We start from the raw sequence: 16653 nt of genomic DNA, 5'->3' as shown, positions 1-16653 counted from the left end.
GGCCTTAGCCCATGAGCTTTTCCAGTGCAGGTTATCAGTTGCAGCCGGTGCTGCCCGAGCTGGTGCTCGCGGTCGGCGCCATGGTGCTGTTGATGATCGGAGCCTATCGCGGGCAAGGCACGACGCGGCTGATCACGGCGCTTGCGGTGTGTCTGTTGGTCCTGACCGGCATGCTGGAGCTCTGGCTGCCGGCCGGCAAGCTCGTGACCTTCGGCGGCAGCTTCATCGTCGACGACTTCGCCCGCTTCCTGAAGATCCTTGCCTTGATCGCTTCCGCGGCGACGCTGATCCTGTCGACCGAGTATCTGTCTCAGCCGTCGAGCCGCAACTTCGAGTTCTCGATCCTGGTGCTGCTGTCGACGCTCGGCATGATGGTGCTGATCTCCGCCGGCGACCTGATCTCGCTTTACCTCGGCCTCGAGCTGATGAGCCTTGCGCTCTACGTCGTCGCCGCCAGCCAGCGCGACAATGCCAAGTCGAGCGAGGCCGGCCTGAAGTATTTCGTGCTCGGCGCGCTGTCGTCGGGCATGCTGCTCTATGGCGCGTCGCTGATCTACGGCTTCACCGGCACTGTCAGCTTCGCCGGCATTGCGGCGGCCGCGACGACCGGCAGCATCGGTATAGTGTTCGGTCTGGTGTTCTTGCTCGCTGGCCTCTGTTTCAAGGTCTCGGCGGTGCCGTTCCACATGTGGACGCCCGACGTCTATGAGGGCGCGCCGACGCCGGTGACCGCCTTCTTCGCCTCCGCCCCGAAGGTCGCAGCACTCGCCGTGTTCACCCGGGCGACGCTGACCGCATTCCCCGGCATCGTCACCCAGTGGCAGCAGATCCTGGTGTTCGTGGCGATCGCCTCGATGGCGCTGGGTTCGTTCGCGGCGATCGGCCAGAGCAACATCAAGCGGCTGATGGCCTATTCCTCGATCGGCCATATGGGCTTTGCGCTGGTTGGCCTGGCCTCCGGCACGGTCGAGGGGGCGCAGGGCGTGCTGATCTACATCGCGATCTATGTCGCGATGACGCTCGGCACCTTCTCGATCATCCTCGCCATGAAGCGGAACGGCCAAGCGATGGAGCAGATCAGCGATTTCGCCGGCCTGTCCCGCACCAACCCGCTGATCGCGTTCGTCTTCGCGATGCTGCTGTTCTCGCTGGCCGGCGTTCCGCCGCTCGCAGGCTTCTTCGGCAAATGGTACGTGTTCGTCGCAGCCATCAAGGCCAATCTGTTCACGCTCGCGGTGATCGGCGTGCTGACCAGCGTGGTGGGCGCGTTCTACTATCTGTCGATCGTCAAGGTGATGTATTTCGACCAGCCGCTCGGCAAGCTCGACCCCGTCCGCGTCGAGCTGCGCACCGTGCTGGCGGTCGCAGGCATCTTCAACATCTTCTTCTTCGCCTATCCGGGCCCGCTGGTCAGCGTGGCAACGGCGGCGGCGAAGTCGTTGTTCTAGGAGCTTGTCTGGATAGTCGCTGTTCAAATCTGGTCGGGTCTGATTCAACATTGGGCGATGAGCAAGTATTTTCGGCCTTGGAACATCGATCAGACGCTGCTTCTGCCGCCGAATGTGCAGGACTTCGTGCCGAAAGGCCATGTCTCGCGGTTTATGGTTGATCTGGTGCGGGAGAGCCTCGATCTCAGGGAGATCATGGGCAGCTATGTGAGCGGGCTTGGGCAGCCGCCGTTTGATCCGCGGATGATGGTGGCGCTGCTGCTGCATAGCTATGCGAGTGGGCTGTATTCGTCGCGTCGGATTGCCAAGGCCTGCCGGGAGCGGAACGATTTTGTGATGATCGTGGCGCTGGATGCGCCGGATTTTCGGACGATCAGCGACTTTCGCAAGCGACATTTGAAGGCGCTCGGCGCGCTATTCGTGCAGGTTCTGAAGTTGTGCGAGACGGCCGGGCTGGTCAAGCTCGGTCATGTCGCGCTGGATGGTACGAAGATCAAGGCGAACGCGTCGAAACACAAGGCGATGAGTTATGAGCGCATGAAGAAGCGCGAGGCGGAATTGAAGGCCGAGGTCGCTCGCATGCTGGCGGCCGCCGAGGCGGCGGATGCCTCGGAGGATGAGACTTTCGGCAACAGCGACGAACTGCCGGACTGGACCGTCGACAAGCAGAAACGGCTGGCGAAGATCCAGCAAGCGATGGCGGCGCTGGAAGCGGACGCCAAACTGGCGGCGGAGGAAGAGCGCCGCATCGAGGCCGAAAAGGAACAGCAGCGCCAGGCCGAAGGCCGCAAGAAGCCGGGCAAACCGGCGGCGCTGCCATCGGAGGAACCCAATCCCAAGGCGCAACGCAACTTCACCGATCCGGAAAGCCGCATCATGAAGTCGAAGGATGGCTTCGTTCAGGCCTATAATGCCCAGGCGGCCGTCGATGCACATGCCCAGATCATTGTCGCGCAAGAACTGACCCAGCACGGCAGCGATCAGGGCCAGTTGGTGCCCCTGATCGAGGCCATCGAGAGCAATCTTGGCCGCAAGCCGCGGCAGGCCTCAGCGGATTCCGGCTACTGCAGCGAAGCCAATCTCGAAGCGCTCGACACACGCAGCATCGATGGCTATGTCGCGCCCGGACGCGCCAAACACCCGACAGTAGCGAACGGAAAAGTCGGCGGCCCGCTGACACAGGCCATGCGAAAGAAGATCGACGATGGCGGCTTCGAAACACCCTACCGATTGCGAAAGCAAGTGGTGGAGCCGGTGTTCGGGCAGATCAAACAGGCAAGAGGCTTCCGCCAGTTCCTGTTGCGGGGCATCGAGAAAGTGCGCGCCGAGTGGACAATGATCTGCACCGTCCATAACCTCCTCAAGCTGTTCAACCTCGCAAACGCAGCCTGAGCCTGCTACTCTACAACAAATGCCCGTCACGAAAACATATCTGGACGGGCTCCTAGCGCGCATGGTTCCGAAAACAGGATGCTGGCTTTCGGAACCAATCATGCGCATAACTCCGACATGACATTCACGCTCGGACCCCGGGCCATTGCGGCGGGCACTAAGCTCGCCGCCTTCGACCAGATCGGCTCGACCAATGCCGAGGCGATGCTGCGCGCCCGTGACGGCGAGCGCGGGCCGATGTGGTTCGTGACGCCGGAGCAGACCGCAGGCCGCGGCCGGCGCCAGCGGGTCTGGGTCGCGCCGCGCGGCAATCTCGCCAGCAGCATCCTCGAGGTGACCGACGTTCAGCCGGCCGTCGCCGCCACCCTCGGCTTCGCCGCCGGGCTGTCGCTCGAAGCCGCGTTGCAGAAGGTCAGCATCGAGGCGGCGCTGCGGCTCGGGCCGGACAATCCGAAATACACCCTGAAATGGCCGAACGACGTCCTGGCCAACGGCAAGAAGCTGTCGGGCATCCTGCTGGAAGCCGAGGCTGTGGGTCATCGGCTGGCGGTCGTCGTCGGCATCGGCACCAATGTCGTCGCCGCGCCTGAGGGGACACCGACACCAGCGGTATCGCTTGCCGCGCTCGGCATCCAGATCGGCGCGGAAGAGCTGTTTGCGGCGCTGTCGGACGCTTGGGTCGAGTTTCGCGGCATCTGGGACGACGGCCGCGGCTTCCCGGAAATCCGCCGGCTGTGGCTGGAACGTGCCGCCGGCCTCGGCGAGAGGGTCGCGGTCCAGACCGGCACCGCGACGGTCGAGGGCATCTTCGACACCATCGACGAGACCGGCTGCCTGATCGTCCGCACCGCTGCTGGCGAGCGCATGCAAGTGAGCGCCGGCGAGGTCTATTTCGGCACTGCGGCCTCGGTGAGGGCTAACTGATGGCGCGCCCGGACGAACTCACCTTTGCGCCGCTCGGCGGCGTCGGCGAGATCGGCATGAACCTGTCGGTCTATGGCCTCGGCAACCGCCACCAGCGCTCGTTCCTCGCGGTCGATCTCGGCGTCTCCTTTGGCGACGAGGAGCATCTGCCGGGCATCGACCTGATCATGCCGGATGTCCGCTTCCTCGAGAAGGAGCGCGGCAATCTGATGGGCCTTGTGCTGACGCACGCCCATGAGGACCATTTCGGCGCGATCATCGATCTCTGGCCAAAGCTCGGCTGCAAGATCTACGCGACGCAGTTCTCTGCCGCGCTGTTCGAGGCCAAATGCGCCGCCGAGCGCAATCCGCCGAAGATTCCGATCACCGTGATTCCGTCGGGCGGCCGGGTCGATATCGGCCCGTTCAATGTCGAGTTCATCCCGGTCGCGCATTCGATTCCGGAATCGCACGCGCTGGCGATCAGGACCGATGTCGGCACCGTGCTGCACACCGGCGACTGGAAGATCGATCCGACCCCGGTGATCGGCCTGCCGACCGACGAGCGGCGGCTGCGCGAACTCGGCGACGAGGGCGTGCTGGCGCTGGTCGGCGATTCCACCAACGCGGTGCGCGACGGGCGTTCGCCGTCGGAGACCGAGGTGGCCGCCACGATCAAGAAGCTGGTCAAGGCGGCCAAGGGCCGGGTCGCCGTCACCACCTTCGCCTCCAATGTCGCTCGGGTGCGGGCGGTGGTGGACGCCGCAATCGCCGCCGATCGCGAGGTCGTGGTGGTCGGCCGCGCCATGGAGCGCGTGGTGCAGGTGGCGCGCGAATGCGGCTATCTCGACGGCTCGCACAAGTTCCGCAGCACCGACGTCTACGGCCATTTCCCGGCCGACAAGGTGCTGGCGCTGTGCACCGGCAGCCAGGGCGAGCCGCGCGCGGCGCTGGCGCGGATCGCCAATGACGACCATCCGCAGGTCACCCTGAACAAAGGCGACACCGTGATCTTCTCCTCCCGCACCATTCCCGGCAACGAGAAGGCGGTCGGCGGCATCATCAACGGGTTGGTGACGCAGGGCGTCGAGGTCATCACCGACCGCGAGCACCTGGTGCATGTCTCCGGCCATCCGCGCCGCGACGAGCTGCGCGATATGATCTCCTGGGTGCGGCCGCAGCTCCTGATCCCCGTGCATGGCGAGGCGCTGCATCTCGCCGAGCACGCCAAGCTGGCGCGCGCCGCCGGCGTCCCCAAGGTCCTGACCTGCCGCAACGGCGACCTGGTCAAGCTCGGGCCCGGCGACCCCGGCATCATCGGCGAAGTGCCGGCCGGGCGGCTCTACAAGGATGGAACCATCCTTGAGGATTCCAAGTCGCGTGCCGTGGTGGAACGGCGGCGGATGGGCTTTGCCGGCTGTGCCTTCGTCGCCATTGCCATGACCGCGCAGGGCGAGCTCGTCGACGATCCCGAGGTTGATCTCGTCGGCATGCCGGAGAACAATGCCGCGGGCGAACTGCTCGACGACATCGTGTTCGATGTGGTGGTATCGACGATCGAGGGCCTGCCGAAGCCGCGACGGCGCGATCCGGACGCGCTCGGGGAATCGGTGCGCCGCGCGGTGCGGGCCGTGCTGAACGAGCAGTGGGGCAAGAAGCCGATCTGCATCGTGCACGTTCTGACGGTTTGACGCGCCGCGCCCCTTCGAGGCGCGCGTAACGACAAGGGAGAGAACACATGCTGGGCCGGCTCAATCATGTTGCGATCGCGGTCAAGGACGCCAAGCAGGCCGCCAAGATCTACGGCACCGCCTTCAATGCCGAGATTTCCGATGCGGTGCCGCTGCCGGAGCATGGCGTCATCACCGTGTTCGTGACGCTGCCCAACACCAAGATCGAGTTCATCGAGCCGCTCGGCGAGGCCTCGCCGATCGCAAAATTCGTCGAGCGCAACGCCGACGGCGGCATCCACCATGTCTGCTACGACGTGCCCGACATCATCGCGGCGCGCGACCGCATGATCGCCGAGGGCGCGCGGGTGCTGGGCGACGGCCAGCCGAAGATCGGCGCGCATGGCAAGCCGGTGCTGTTCTTCCACCCCAAGGACTTTTCCGGCGCCCTGGTCGAGATCGAACAGGCCTGAGCCCACATGGCGTACCAGATCTCCACTGGGCTTGCGATCTACTTCGTCCTTTGGTGGCTCGTGCTGTTCCTGACGCTGCCGTTCGGCGTGCGCAGCCAGCATGAGGACGGCGTCGGCGCGCCCGGCACCGATCCCGGCGCGCCGATCATGGCGCGGATGGGCCGCAAGCTGTTGTGGACCACGGTGATCTCGGCCGTGATCTTCGCGATCGCGATGTGGGCCTATTACGCCGGCTATCTCTCGATCGAGCGGCTGTCGAAACTGATGGGGATGCCGTTTTAGAAGCTGGAGCATGATCCGGAAAAGTGCCCAGCGGTTTTCCGAAAAGATCATGCTCAAATCAAAGAGCCAATTAGGGGGGCGAATGAATTTCCAGCGGATCGCGATCGTTCTTTTCGTGTTGCTCGCCGCCGGCCTCGCCGGATCGTTCTATCTCAACTGGAAGACGTTGAAGCGGCTGCAGACGGTGCAGGCCTTCGTCGAAAGCTCGGTATTCGCGGACGCGGTGGCGGCCTGTGAAAGGGCGCAGAGCTCGACGCCGTTCAAGTGGAACGGCGGACAGTCCACCGCGGTGATCGGACTGCATTCGGTCAAGGTAGAGAAGAGTGCCGTCAGCGCGAGTTACACGCTGGTCGCCGACAGCGTCTATTGCGACTATGATCCGATCAGGAAGAAGGCCGACATCGGCTCGAGCTTCCTGGAACGGGAGTGAGGATCAACCTCGCCCCAAAGCATGATCTGAAAAAGTGCGCAGCGGTTTTCCGAAACGATCATGCTTAAGCAAAACCAATACGCGTGAGGAGGCGACCAGATGAACCTGCAGGCGCAACCAGGCTCCTCCGGGGCCAGCCAGTATCGAATCCTGCGGGAAGCTGACCTCCGGGACTATCTGGCCGGAGTTCCTGCCATCGTCACGCAACTCGGCGGCGCGCCAGCCGACTGGTCGATCAGCGAGGTCGGCGACGGCAATCTCAACCTCGTCTTCATCGTCAAGGGCGGGACCGGTGGCATCGCGGTCAAGCAGGCGCTGCCCTATGTGCGGCTGGTTGGCGAGAGCTGGCCGCTGCCGCTCTCTCGCGCGCACTACGAACACATGGCGCTGGTGCATCAGGCGCGGCTGGCGTCGGAGCTGGTGCCGGCCGTGCTGCATCACGATGCGGAGCTTGCGCTCACCGCGATGGAGCTGCTCGAGCCGCACATCATCATGCGCAAGGGCCTGATCGAGGCCACGCGCTATCCGCGCTTTGTCGATGACATCTCGACCTTCCTGGCGCAGACGCTGTTCTTCTCGTCCGATCTCGCGCTGTCGGCCGCGGCGAAGAAGCAGGGGATCGCTGATTTCGCCGGCAACCATGCGCTCTGCAAGATCACCGAGGATCTGATCTTCACCGATCCCTACCGGATTGCCGAGCAGAACCGTTGGACCGCACCTTACCTCGACGCGACCGCCGCGGCGTTCCGCGAGGATCTCGACCTGCATGTCGCGATCTCCAGGCTCAAGCTGAAATTCATGGCGAGCCCGGAGGCGCTGCTGCACGGCGACCTGCACACCGGCTCGATCATGGTCACCGAGAGCGAGACCAAGGTGATCGACCCCGAGTTCGCCTTCTACGGCCCGATGGGTTTCGACATCGGCGCCGTCATCGGCAACCTCCTGATGGCCTATCTGGCCTCAGCGGGCCATGAGCGCACACCAGGCGAGCGGGCACCGTTCGAGGCCTGGCTGCTGGAAACCATCGAGGGCGTCTGGACCGGGTTTTCCCAAAGATTTCTCGCGCTGTGGCGCAGCGAGGCTGATGGCGACGGCTATCCGGCATCGCTGTTTACGGGCGAGGCGGGCGCCGTGCGGCTGGAGGCCGAGCGGCAGGCCTACATGGCGCGGCTGTTCCGGGACACGGTCGGGTTCGCCGCGGCCAAGACCATTCGGCGCATCCTCGGCCTGGCGCACAACATCGATTTCGAGTGGATCGCGGACGAGAAGCAGCGCGCGATCTGCGAGGCACGGGCCCTCAAGCTCGCACGCGGCATGATGCTGGAGGCCGGGTCCTACACGACGATCGGCGCAGTCACTTACGCAGCGCGCGAACTGCGCCACTGGCAGCCCGGTTTTGCGAGATGATCGGGGAGTATCGATCGTCGTGTACGCTAAGTTGGACTCGCTTCCATCAGGGATCGGCGCCGAAGTTAGGCGAGCCAAAAGCCGCAGCGGCACGAACTAACTTTCGGCCGGACGCACGAAACAGAGAATGCCGGCCTCAGGCGTGAAACAGACCACGGCGCGGTTCGTCGGGTTGTCGGTTCTGTCGATGATCCTGTTCGGCGGGACCCGCAGCCAGAATGGAGCCGACATCTTCCAGCGGTCGTCGATCAATACCTCGTAGCCGTCGCGGTCCTGTCGAAACTCTACCGTTCGGCAATCCGCAATCGAGCAGCACGACGCACCGGTGCCGGGTTGCTTCAGGCTCTCAAACCATGGGGCAAGCGCGGGATTTGGATTATCGGGCGGTGCTGCTACCGCGGCCTGACTGAGCGCAAGTCCGACTGCAATGGCGATTTTCCAGCCAATCCTCCCAGTTATCTCGCGATGTGCCGTAGACGCTGACAAAAGAGTAACCCTCCGCCGTCCACCAGAGGATAGCGCTGACTCGGCCGGGCTTCTTCGGAAATTTTAGCGCAACTGCTACGGCGCATGAGTTCGGAAGTGGCCATGTGCGGACCTTCGGCCCGGCCGCCTCGACGTCTGCTTTCAGGGTACGAACGGACGCGGGCGGGGAGGGGCACAACTTCCGCTCATGACCCGAATCCGACGTTTCGGACCCGTGGGCTGTAGGTTGATCTAGATCAACTTAAGCGTTGCGGCTTTGTGTCTCTGGTAGGCGTTCATGGGTTCTGTCGTCTCCAAGAGGGAGCTTTCAATGGCCGGTACTCGTCACAATGACGATAGTTCAAAGCCGGAAGGCCGCTTACTAAACCGCCGCAACTTGCTGCTTTGCGGCACCACCCTCACCGCCGCTTATTTGCTGTGCGCGCTGGGAACAACCAGCCTCGCGCAGCAAACCACCGGCGCGCCGGGTTCGCCCAGCGCCACGACAACCATCGATGGCAAGCAGCTTCCGCCGGAGCCACCGAAGTTCGGCGGCGTGATCAAGGAAGATGCCACGGCCTCCAAGCCATACTGGCCACCGTCCGTCGTGCCGCCCAAGGGTGCGCCGAACGTCCTGTTGATCATGACTGACGACCAGGGTTATGGCGTGTCCGGCACCTTCGGTGGGGTGATCCCGACGCCGAACATGGATCGCGTCGCCAAGGCGGGTCTGCGTTATACGCAGTTTCACTCGACAGCGCTCTGCTCGCCGACGCGGGCGGCGCTCATCACTGGCCGCAACCACCATTCGGTCGGCTACGGTGTCATCGGTGAAATGTCCACCGGCTATCCGGGCTACGATTCCGTAATCGGCCCCGAGAGCGCCACGATCGGAACCATTCTTCGCGACAACGGATATGCCACGTCGTGGTTTGGCAAGAACCATAACACCCCCACCTATCTATACAGCGCGGCTGGACCATTCGACCAATGGCCGGTCGGTATGGGCTTCCAATACTTCTACGGCTTCATGGGCGGCGAGACCGACCAGTGGACGCCGTATCTTTATAAGAACACGACCCAGATTTTTCCGTGGATCGGCAAGACCGGCTACAACCTCATAACCGACATGGCGGATGATGCCATCAACTACATGAATGGACTGAACGCGGCCGCACCCGACAAGCCGTTCTTCCTCTATTACGTGCCCGGCGGCACGCATTCGCCGCATCAGCCGAAGAAGGAATGGATCGACAAGTTCAAGGGCAAGTTCGACATGGGCTGGGAGAAGCTGCGCGAGCAGATCTTCGCCAACCAGAAGCGCCTCGGGGTGATCCCGGCGAACACCCAGCTCACCGCTTGGCCGGATACCCTGCCGAAGTGGGACTCGCTCTCGTTCATCCAAAAGAAATTATACGCGCGCGAAGCCGAGGTGTTTGCCGGCTATGCGGCGTATACCGACTACGAAATCGGCCGCGTCATCCAGGCGGTCGAGGACATGGGCAAACTCGACAACACGCTGATCATCTACATCAGCGGCGACAATGGCACCAGCGCCGAAGGCACGCTTGAGGGCACGCCGAACCAGATGACCGCCTACAACGGCATTTTGAAGCTGCCCGAAGCTGAGCTGATGCTGCATTACGAGAATTGGGGCTCCGACAAGACTTACCCGCATATGTCGGTGGCGTGGTCGTGGGCCTTCGATACCCCGTTCAAATGGACCAAGCAGGTGGCATCGCACTTCGGCGGCACCCGGCAAGGCATGGTCATCTCATGGCCCGATCACATCAAGGACGTTGGCGGCATCCGCAGCCAATTCCATCATATGATCGACATCGTGCCGACGATCCTCGAAGCCGCGGGCATCCAGGCTCCCGCCACGGTCAATGGCATCACGCAAAAGCCCATCGAAGGCGTGAGCATGGCCTATACGTTCGACAAGGCCAACGCCAACGCACCCTCGAAGCGCGACACGCAGTATTTCGAAATGTTCGCCAATCGTGGAATCTACCACGATGGTTGGTATGCTTGCACAACGCCCCCAGAGCCGCCTTGGCTCTTGGGAACGGCCAAGCTGCCTGAGATCAACGACTACAAATGGGAACTCTACAACATCGCTGACGACTACTCGCAAAACAACGACCTCGCAGCCAAGAATCCCGACAAGCTCAAGGAGTTGCAAGCGTTGTTCCTGTCGGAGGCGGCGAAATACCAGGTCTTTCCGCTGGACAACTCGGTGCTGCCCCGCATCGTGACGCCGCGCCCGAGCGCGACTGCAGGGCGAACGGTTTTCACCTATTCTGGTGAGATTGCTGGAATCCCCGACAGTAGCGCTCCGAGCATCCTCAATAAGAATTACACTATCACCGCTGAGGTTACTGTTCCTCAAGGTGGCGCGGAGGGAATGATCGCCACTCTTGGCGGTCGCTTTGGCGGATACGCCCTCTACTTGCTCAAAGGCAAACCAGTCTTCGTCTATAACCTCCTCGATCTAGAACGTTACCGCTGGGAAGGCGGCATTGGTGCTCGCGACTTGTTTGGCGATGCGCTCAAGCCGGGCAAGCACACCATTGTATTCGACTTCAAATACAACGGCCCCGGCCCGGGCAAGGGTGGCACCGGTGTATTGACTGTTGATGGCAAGCTGGTGGCCGCAAAGTCGATCCCGCACACGATTCCCTTCCTCATGGCAATCGACGAAACGTTTGACATCGGGAGCGACACCCGCACGACGGTTGACGACAGTTACAAACTTCCTTTCCGCTTCACCGGCAAGATCAACAAGCTCACTTACAAACTTGGTCCCGTGCAGATGACAAGTGATGAACAAAAGCTGATGCGGCACGCACTTGAAAGAGCGAGGGACTAAGCGCGACAAGTCGTGGCGATTCATGTCGGACCCAACGCCACGACTTATCCTTCTTCGCTAAGAAATCGTTCCGGCCCGCTTCGAAAGCCCTGCGCGAAATATCGTCGCGCATAGAAGGGAGTGTCGTCAGTGGATTCTTCATTCGGCGCTTTGGATGCGTTCGCGTTTGTCGTGTTCGCTGTTCTGATTTTTGCTGGCGTCATCATTGTCGTCAATCTGGGCAAACTTCCGGGTCAACTCGCGCATAAATGGAATCATCCGCAGGCCGGCGCTATCAATGCCATGAGCTGGATCGGGATCGCGACAGGTGGTTTGCTATGGCCGGTAGCGTTCATATGGGCGTTTACAACGCCGTTCGGAGTTAAATCAGCAAAAAGCGATTTTCGGCCCCACGGCGTAGCACCCGACACGGGTGACGGTGCGACCACATCGCGTCAGCTCTCAGGGGACAAGGAGATGCGACCGTGATCGCAATGCTGATCATCGTCTACGTTGCGATCGTTCTCGTGCTGTTCAAGGTCCTGCGCATCAAGCCCACGGCCTATATCATCGCGGCCTTGATCGTCGCGGGCGTATTCATGATCGGTGGCGTCGTGGTGGTCTGGACGCAGTCGGCACCAATTACGGACAAGATGGTGACCAGCCAGTACGTGGTGCAGCTCGTCCCTTATGTCAAAGGGCAGGTGAAGGCAATCCACGCCGAGGCAAATCAACGGGTGAAGAAAGGTGACTTGCTGCTGGAAATTGACCCGGCGCACACGGTGAACCAAGTCGGGGCGCAGTTGGCTGCGTCGAAGGCCAACGTAGTGCAAGCCGAAGCCGCGCTGGCGACCGCAAAAACGGCCATACCGAACGCGCAGGCCATCCTCGCGAAGGCGAAGGCCGCGGACGAACTAGCCAAGACCCAGGAACAAATCGCCCTCAACATCCAGCGTGTGGACAAGGCTGCCATTAGCCAGCTTAACGTAGCCAAGGCTGCGCAAGAACGCCAGGAGGCGGACGCCGCTGTTCAGCAGGCTGAGGCGGGTCTCGCGCAAGCGCAAGCCTCGGCTCAACAGGCCGCCGCGGCTTTGCTGACGGCCCAGAGCAATGTTCCTGCCATCGAAGCTCAATTGGACGACGCACGCTTTAACCTCGCGCAATGCAAGATGATGGCGCCAGGTGATGGATACGTTACGAACTGGCAGGTGCAGATCGGCACCATGCTGGTTCCGTTGCCGCTTGCGCCCGCTGGGACATTCGTGAACGTGTCCGGTACCGCCGTCGCCGCTGTGTTTCCGCAGAACTGGCTCTCGAATGTGGAGCCGGGCGATGATGTGGAAATGGTGCTTAACCCGTACCCGGGCCGCCTGTTCCTTGGTAAAGTGGACTACGTGATCCCGGCAACGGGGGGAGGTCAATTCGCACCCACCGGCACAATCCCGAACGCCGCCAAGATCGGATCTGACGGGCTTTATGCAGTACAGAGCTGGCGCCGGTTGTTTGGACAGCGCCCCGCGGGATTTAAGTGGATTCCTGCCGGGTTATGCTGAACGCGGGGCCTTACGATTTTGTCGTTGCGTCGGGAGGGCGTAGCCCGACCAGAGCGACGACAAAATCGTCGGCGACGGTCATGCGGCCATCACCATAGCTTGCGTGCCGAAGTAAGCCTCGTCGGGCGTGCGCCCGTCAAGGCTCGAGTGAGGGCGTCCCTGATTGTAGAAGGCCAGATACTTGGCAATTGACGCTCGCGCCTCGGACACGCTGTCGTAGGCGCGGAGATAAACTTCTTCGTATTTGACCGTGCGCCAGAGCCGCTCGACAAACACGTTGTCGCGCCAGGCGCCCTTGCCGTCCATGCTGATGGCGATCTTCGCGTCCAGCAGCACATCGGTGAACTCGAGGCTGGTGAACTGGCTGCCCTGGTCCGTGTTGAAAATCTCGGGCCTGCCGTGCTTCGCCAACGCCTCCTGGACCGCTTCGACGCAGAAGGCCGCCTCCATTGTGATCGAGACGCGATGGGCCAGGACCCGTCGGCTGAACACATCGACGACCGCCGCGAGATAGACGAAGCCACGCCGCATCGGAATGTAGGTGATGTCCATTGCCCACGCCTGGTCGGGCCGCTCGATCTTCAATCCGCGCAACAGGTACGGGTAGATCTTGTGACCCGGTGCCGGCTTACTCGTGTTCGGGCGACGATAGACCGCCTCGATCCCCATGCGCTTCATCAGCGTCGCGATGTGGCGGCGACCGGCGTATACGCCCTCCCGCCGCAGCAACGATCGCTGCATACGCGCTCCCGCGAAGGGATAATCGAGATGCAGCTCATCGAGCCGACGCATCAAGGCAAGGTCCTCGGCCGAAACTGGCCGAGGTTCATAGTAGACCGTGCTGCGAGCCAGCTTCAGGACCTTCGCCTGGCGCACGATAGAAAGATCATGACCGCGGTCGATCATCGCTTTGCGCTCAGCAGGCCCGCCTTGGTGAGCGCGCCGGACAAAAAATCGTTTTCCAACGCCAGCTCGCCGATCTTGGCATGTAACGCCTTCAAATCGACCGGCGTCTCGGCCGACGCCTTGTCATGCCCAAACACGCCGGCGGCGCCTTCCAGGAGCTGGTTTTTCCAGATCGTGATCTGGTTCGGATGAACATCAAACAGTTGCGCCAGCTCCGCCAGCGTCTTGTCGCCTTTGACCGCAGCCAAAGCAACCTTCGCCTTGAATGCCGGAGAATGCATCCGGCGGCTCTTCTTCGTCATCTTCGCTCCTGATTCGCGGCAAGAATCCTCGCCGCTGTCAGGCAGAAAATCCACTCAAGCTACTGTCCGAATTTGCGGAGCCAGCTCTGTACGGATCAATTTCAGCGACGATGCCGTAGCCCGCAAGCTGTCCATCGGGTCGGGTGGATCGGCGGCGATCTACACGCAGAAGGGCAAGGCCACGCACGTCATTTCGAAGGTCACGATCCGGATGAAGAAGTGGCTGTTGTACGTCATCCCCACCGTGGAAAAGCCGGCATCGTAGCGTGCAGATCAAGGACGAAGGGATACAATCCAGTTGGGAGTACGTGCGTTGGGAGCGAAAGCCTTGGAGACGCAGTACCAATCACCGTTTGTACGGCACAATGTCGGCGCCGCGCTTGGTTGGTCAACTGATTGGTTGCTTGTTGCTACGCTTCTCCTGCCGACCATGGCATGTACGATTGGGCCGGATTTTACAGCGCCTGTCGCTCCGCTTGCCGAAAAGTTTCGTGGCGCAGACAATCGCTCGGTTAAATCCGGTCCTCGTGAATACGAACACTGGTGGACGACCTTCCGTGACCCGACCCTCAACAGGCTAATCCAGATTGCGTACAACCAGAACCTGACCCTGGAGAGCGCAGGGACTCGGGTGCTGCAAGCACGTGCGGTGCTGGGAATAGCCATCGGCACAAGCTATCCGCAGGTGCAGCAAGGCGTGGGGTCGGTAATTTACAATCGAACCAGCGCCGCGACACCGCTGGCGGGTCCAAATGCGACACCTCAGTACTTCTGGACCGATGCGTTGGCTGCGCAAGCAGCCTGGGAGCTGGATTTTTGGGGCAAGTTTCGCCGCGGTGTCGAATCCGCCGACGGTGCGTATCTGGCGTCGATTGCGAACTACGACGGCGTTCTGGTCTCGCTCCTGGCCGATGTGACCGCAACCTATATCGGTATCCGCACCACGGAGCAGTTGATCGGAATTGCACGGGCCAATATCCGCAGGCAGGAACAGGCCCTTAGTATCGCAAAGGCAAAGTTCACGGGCGGCGGGACCTCAGAGCTTGATGTTTTCCAGGCGACGAACGTCCTCGAGCAGACCCGTGCGGCAATACCCCAATTGACGATACAATTGCAGCAGGGACAAAACGCGCTCTGCGTGCTGCTCGGCGTTCCGCCGCAGTCGCTCGGCATGTTGCTTTCACGATCAGTCGGCAGGGTACCGTCGCCGCCCGCCTCCGTCGTTGTTGGCATACCTGCGGATCTGCTGCGTCGGAGACCGGACGTCCGCGCCGCCGAACTCGCCGCGCTGGCGCAGAGTGCGCAGATTGGCATCGCCACGACGCAACTCTATCCGGCAATCAGCATTACGGGCACGTTCGGCGGCTCGGCCAGCACGGCCAATGGCCATAACCTTGGTCAAGTCGTCAGTTGGAAGGGCGTGGCGTATGCTGCGGGCCCGTCGTTTCAATGGAATCTCCTCAACTACGGGCAGATCACCAACAACATTCGTTTGCAGGATGCCAAGCTCCAGCAATTGCTGATCGACTATCAGAACACCGTGTTGAGTGCCCAGCAGGAGGTGGACAACGGTCTTGCGACATATCTGCAATCCCGGAACCAGGCCGCGTATCTCCGCCGCAGCGTTGAGGCGGCAAATGGTGCCCTCAAGATCGCACTTGAGCAGTATGAGCAGGGCGCGACGTCATTTACCACCGTACTGACCGCTGAACAGAATCTCCTTCAAGCGCAGAACAGCCTGGCCGGCGCCTCGGCCAACGTTCCGCTCGGCCTCACTGCGGTGTTTCGGGCGCTTGGGGGTGGATGGCAGATGCGTGAGGGTGGCAACTTCGTGAGCCCGGCAACGGTTGATCAGATGCGTGCGCGAACGGACTGGGGTAATTTGCTTCCGCCTCCGAACGGGCCGCAACCGCCGACTCCGGGCCTGCCGGGTCCTGGGGACATCGGGCCGACGATACGGCCTCCGGAGTGGTAATTGTCAGAGGCGAAAGCACTGGATCTTTGGAGGTCGCTGATGGCCGCTTGTGGGCCCATCGCGTCGTTTCGACGCTATGCAACAATCCGTCGGCTTTCGAGGGGACAGCGGACTCGGGCAGGCCGTCGGCACCGCACGTTTTTATGGCGTCCGGGCCCTGGTACGCCGAAGGTGCCCATGCCACTGAGTTGCCCGACGACGCAAGCCCCCGCAGCGAAAATGTTTCGCTTTATCAGAAGCGCAACTCGGTGCTATGAATCCAGCCGTCTCACCCGATCGAGGGGCGCTTCGCGGTCGTCACGAACGCGGTGTGGGATGCGGTGGACGGTGATTGCGCAGTCGACGAGTGCGCATGAAGCGGACGGCGAAGTCGTGTGGTCCTGACGCCCTAGCGGCAGGTGTCCTCTCGCAAGATGCGAAGGCGTGTTGCGAAGGCGGTGACAAAAAAGCCCAGTCTCGCCGGGGAGAGCACGAAATAAGCCGTAACCCATCGCGCAGAGAAAGCCGGAGTGTTTCCGGTTACACCTGTAGTCCTACCCCCGAGCTTTCTACCTTTTGCTCGGGGCCCATGGGTGCGATCGGCACCCGGCTTTCCC

Annotated in this window: 14 protein-coding genes; 13 read left to right on the top strand and 1 reads right to left on the bottom strand. The window is 61.9% G+C overall.

Features of this window, described 5'->3' with window-relative positions:
* Nucleotides 1–11 precede the first annotated feature (11 nt).
* From nuoN to HAP48_RS40570, 12 genes are all read left to right on the top strand, one after another.
* Nucleotides 12–1448, top strand: coding sequence for an NADH-quinone oxidoreductase subunit NuoN (gene nuoN / locus HAP48_RS40620; RefSeq protein WP_166205398.1), 1437 nt, complete (start codon nt 12–14; stop codon nt 1446–1448).
* 57 nt (nt 1449–1505) lie between these two features.
* Entirely contained in the window at nt 1506–2840 is a 1335-nt protein-coding gene (locus HAP48_RS40615; RefSeq protein WP_166202952.1) for an IS1182 family transposase, read from the top strand.
* A gap of 117 nt (nt 2841–2957) precedes the next feature.
* Complete coding sequence (locus tag HAP48_RS40610; protein ID WP_166215598.1) at nt 2958–3764, top strand: biotin--[acetyl-CoA-carboxylase] ligase; 807 nt, start codon at nt 2958–2960, stop codon at nt 3762–3764.
* A complete protein-coding gene (locus tag HAP48_RS40605) occupies nt 3764–5434 on the top strand; it encodes a ribonuclease J (RefSeq protein ID WP_166205397.1) in 1671 nt (556 codons plus the stop codon). The genes HAP48_RS40610 and HAP48_RS40605 overlap by 1 nt, the downstream gene beginning before the upstream one ends.
* Nucleotides 5435–5481: 47 nt before the next feature.
* The gene (gene mce / locus HAP48_RS40600; RefSeq protein ID WP_016841811.1) at nt 5482–5886 is read left to right on the top strand and encodes a methylmalonyl-CoA epimerase; all 405 of its coding nucleotides are present in this window, start codon (nt 5482–5484) and stop codon (nt 5884–5886) included.
* 6 nt (nt 5887–5892) lie between these two features.
* Nucleotides 5893–6168: a DUF1467 family protein gene (locus tag HAP48_RS40595; RefSeq protein WP_029080772.1), complete on the top strand. Its 276-nt coding sequence runs from the start codon at nt 5893–5895 to the stop codon at nt 6166–6168.
* Nucleotides 6169–6250: 82 nt separating this feature from the next.
* Nucleotides 6251–6598 (top strand): hypothetical protein, encoded by a 348-nt coding sequence (locus HAP48_RS40590; RefSeq protein ID WP_166205396.1) that lies wholly within the window; start codon nt 6251–6253, stop codon nt 6596–6598.
* A 99-nt stretch (nt 6599–6697) separates the two neighbouring features.
* The gene (gene mtnK, locus HAP48_RS40585; protein ID WP_166205395.1) at nt 6698–8005 is read left to right on the top strand and encodes an S-methyl-5-thioribose kinase; all 1308 of its coding nucleotides are present in this window, start codon (nt 6698–6700) and stop codon (nt 8003–8005) included.
* A 127-nt stretch (nt 8006–8132) separates the two neighbouring features.
* The gene (locus HAP48_RS50275) at nt 8133–8267 is read left to right on the top strand and encodes a hypothetical protein (RefSeq protein WP_256375165.1); all 135 of its coding nucleotides are present in this window, start codon (nt 8133–8135) and stop codon (nt 8265–8267) included.
* 534 nt (nt 8268–8801) lie between these two features.
* On the top strand, nt 8802–11342 hold the full coding sequence (locus tag HAP48_RS40580; protein ID WP_166205394.1) for an arylsulfatase: 2541 nt from the start codon (nt 8802–8804) through the stop codon (nt 11340–11342).
* 129 nt (nt 11343–11471) lie between these two features.
* Nucleotides 11472–11810 (top strand): DUF3302 domain-containing protein, encoded by a 339-nt coding sequence (locus tag HAP48_RS40575; protein WP_166205393.1) that lies wholly within the window; start codon nt 11472–11474, stop codon nt 11808–11810.
* Nucleotides 11811–11815: 5 nt separating this feature from the next.
* On the top strand, nt 11816–12874 hold the full coding sequence (locus HAP48_RS40570; protein ID WP_224497111.1) for an HlyD family secretion protein: 1059 nt from the start codon (nt 11816–11818) through the stop codon (nt 12872–12874).
* 78 nt (nt 12875–12952) lie between these two features.
* Here HAP48_RS40570 and HAP48_RS40565 read toward each other — a convergent pair.
* A protein-coding gene (locus HAP48_RS40565; RefSeq protein WP_166204126.1) for an IS3-like element ISRj2 family transposase occupies nt 12953–14082 on the bottom strand; the annotation gives its coding sequence in 2 pieces (ribosomal slippage) (nt 12953–13830 and nt 13830–14082; 1131 coding nt in all).
* Between the two features lie 328 nt (nt 14083–14410).
* On the opposite strand from HAP48_RS40565, the gene HAP48_RS40560 reads away from it, so the two are divergent.
* Nucleotides 14411–16057 (top strand): efflux transporter outer membrane subunit, encoded by a 1647-nt coding sequence (locus HAP48_RS40560; protein ID WP_224496800.1) that lies wholly within the window; start codon nt 14411–14413, stop codon nt 16055–16057.
* Nucleotides 16058–16653: the final 596 nt, after the last annotated feature.

This window comes from Bradyrhizobium septentrionale (assembly GCF_011516645.4).
Lineage (GTDB): Bacteria > Pseudomonadota > Alphaproteobacteria > Rhizobiales > Xanthobacteraceae > Bradyrhizobium > Bradyrhizobium septentrionale.
The sequence above is the reverse complement of the archived record's forward strand: the minus strand, read 5'-3'. Positions and strand labels throughout refer to the sequence as shown.

What these genes read in the sequence shown, in the direction of transcription:
- HAP48_RS40610 (WP_166215598.1), top strand. Translation starts at nt 2,958, where the DNA reads ATGACATTCACGCTCGGACCCCGGGCCATTGCGGCGGGCACTAAGCTC.
- HAP48_RS50275 (WP_256375165.1), top strand. Translation starts at nt 8,133, where the DNA reads ATGCCGGCCTCAGGCGTGAAACAGACCACGGCGCGGTTCGTCGGGTTG.
- mce (WP_016841811.1), top strand. Translation starts at nt 5,482, where the DNA reads ATGCTGGGCCGGCTCAATCATGTTGCGATCGCGGTCAAGGACGCCAAG.
- HAP48_RS40615 (WP_166202952.1), top strand. Translation starts at nt 1,506, where the DNA reads ATGAGCAAGTATTTTCGGCCTTGGAACATCGATCAGACGCTGCTTCTG.
- nuoN (WP_166205398.1), top strand. Translation starts at nt 12, where the DNA reads ATGAGCTTTTCCAGTGCAGGTTATCAGTTGCAGCCGGTGCTGCCCGAG.
- HAP48_RS40580 (WP_166205394.1), top strand. Translation starts at nt 8,802, where the DNA reads ATGGCCGGTACTCGTCACAATGACGATAGTTCAAAGCCGGAAGGCCGC.
- HAP48_RS40570 (WP_224497111.1), top strand. Translation starts at nt 11,816, where the DNA reads ATGCTGATCATCGTCTACGTTGCGATCGTTCTCGTGCTGTTCAAGGTC.
- mtnK (WP_166205395.1), top strand. Translation starts at nt 6,698, where the DNA reads ATGAACCTGCAGGCGCAACCAGGCTCCTCCGGGGCCAGCCAGTATCGA.
- HAP48_RS40595 (WP_029080772.1), top strand. Translation starts at nt 5,893, where the DNA reads ATGGCGTACCAGATCTCCACTGGGCTTGCGATCTACTTCGTCCTTTGG.
- HAP48_RS40605 (WP_166205397.1), top strand. Translation starts at nt 3,764, where the DNA reads ATGGCGCGCCCGGACGAACTCACCTTTGCGCCGCTCGGCGGCGTCGGC.
- HAP48_RS40590 (WP_166205396.1), top strand. Translation starts at nt 6,251, where the DNA reads ATGAATTTCCAGCGGATCGCGATCGTTCTTTTCGTGTTGCTCGCCGCC.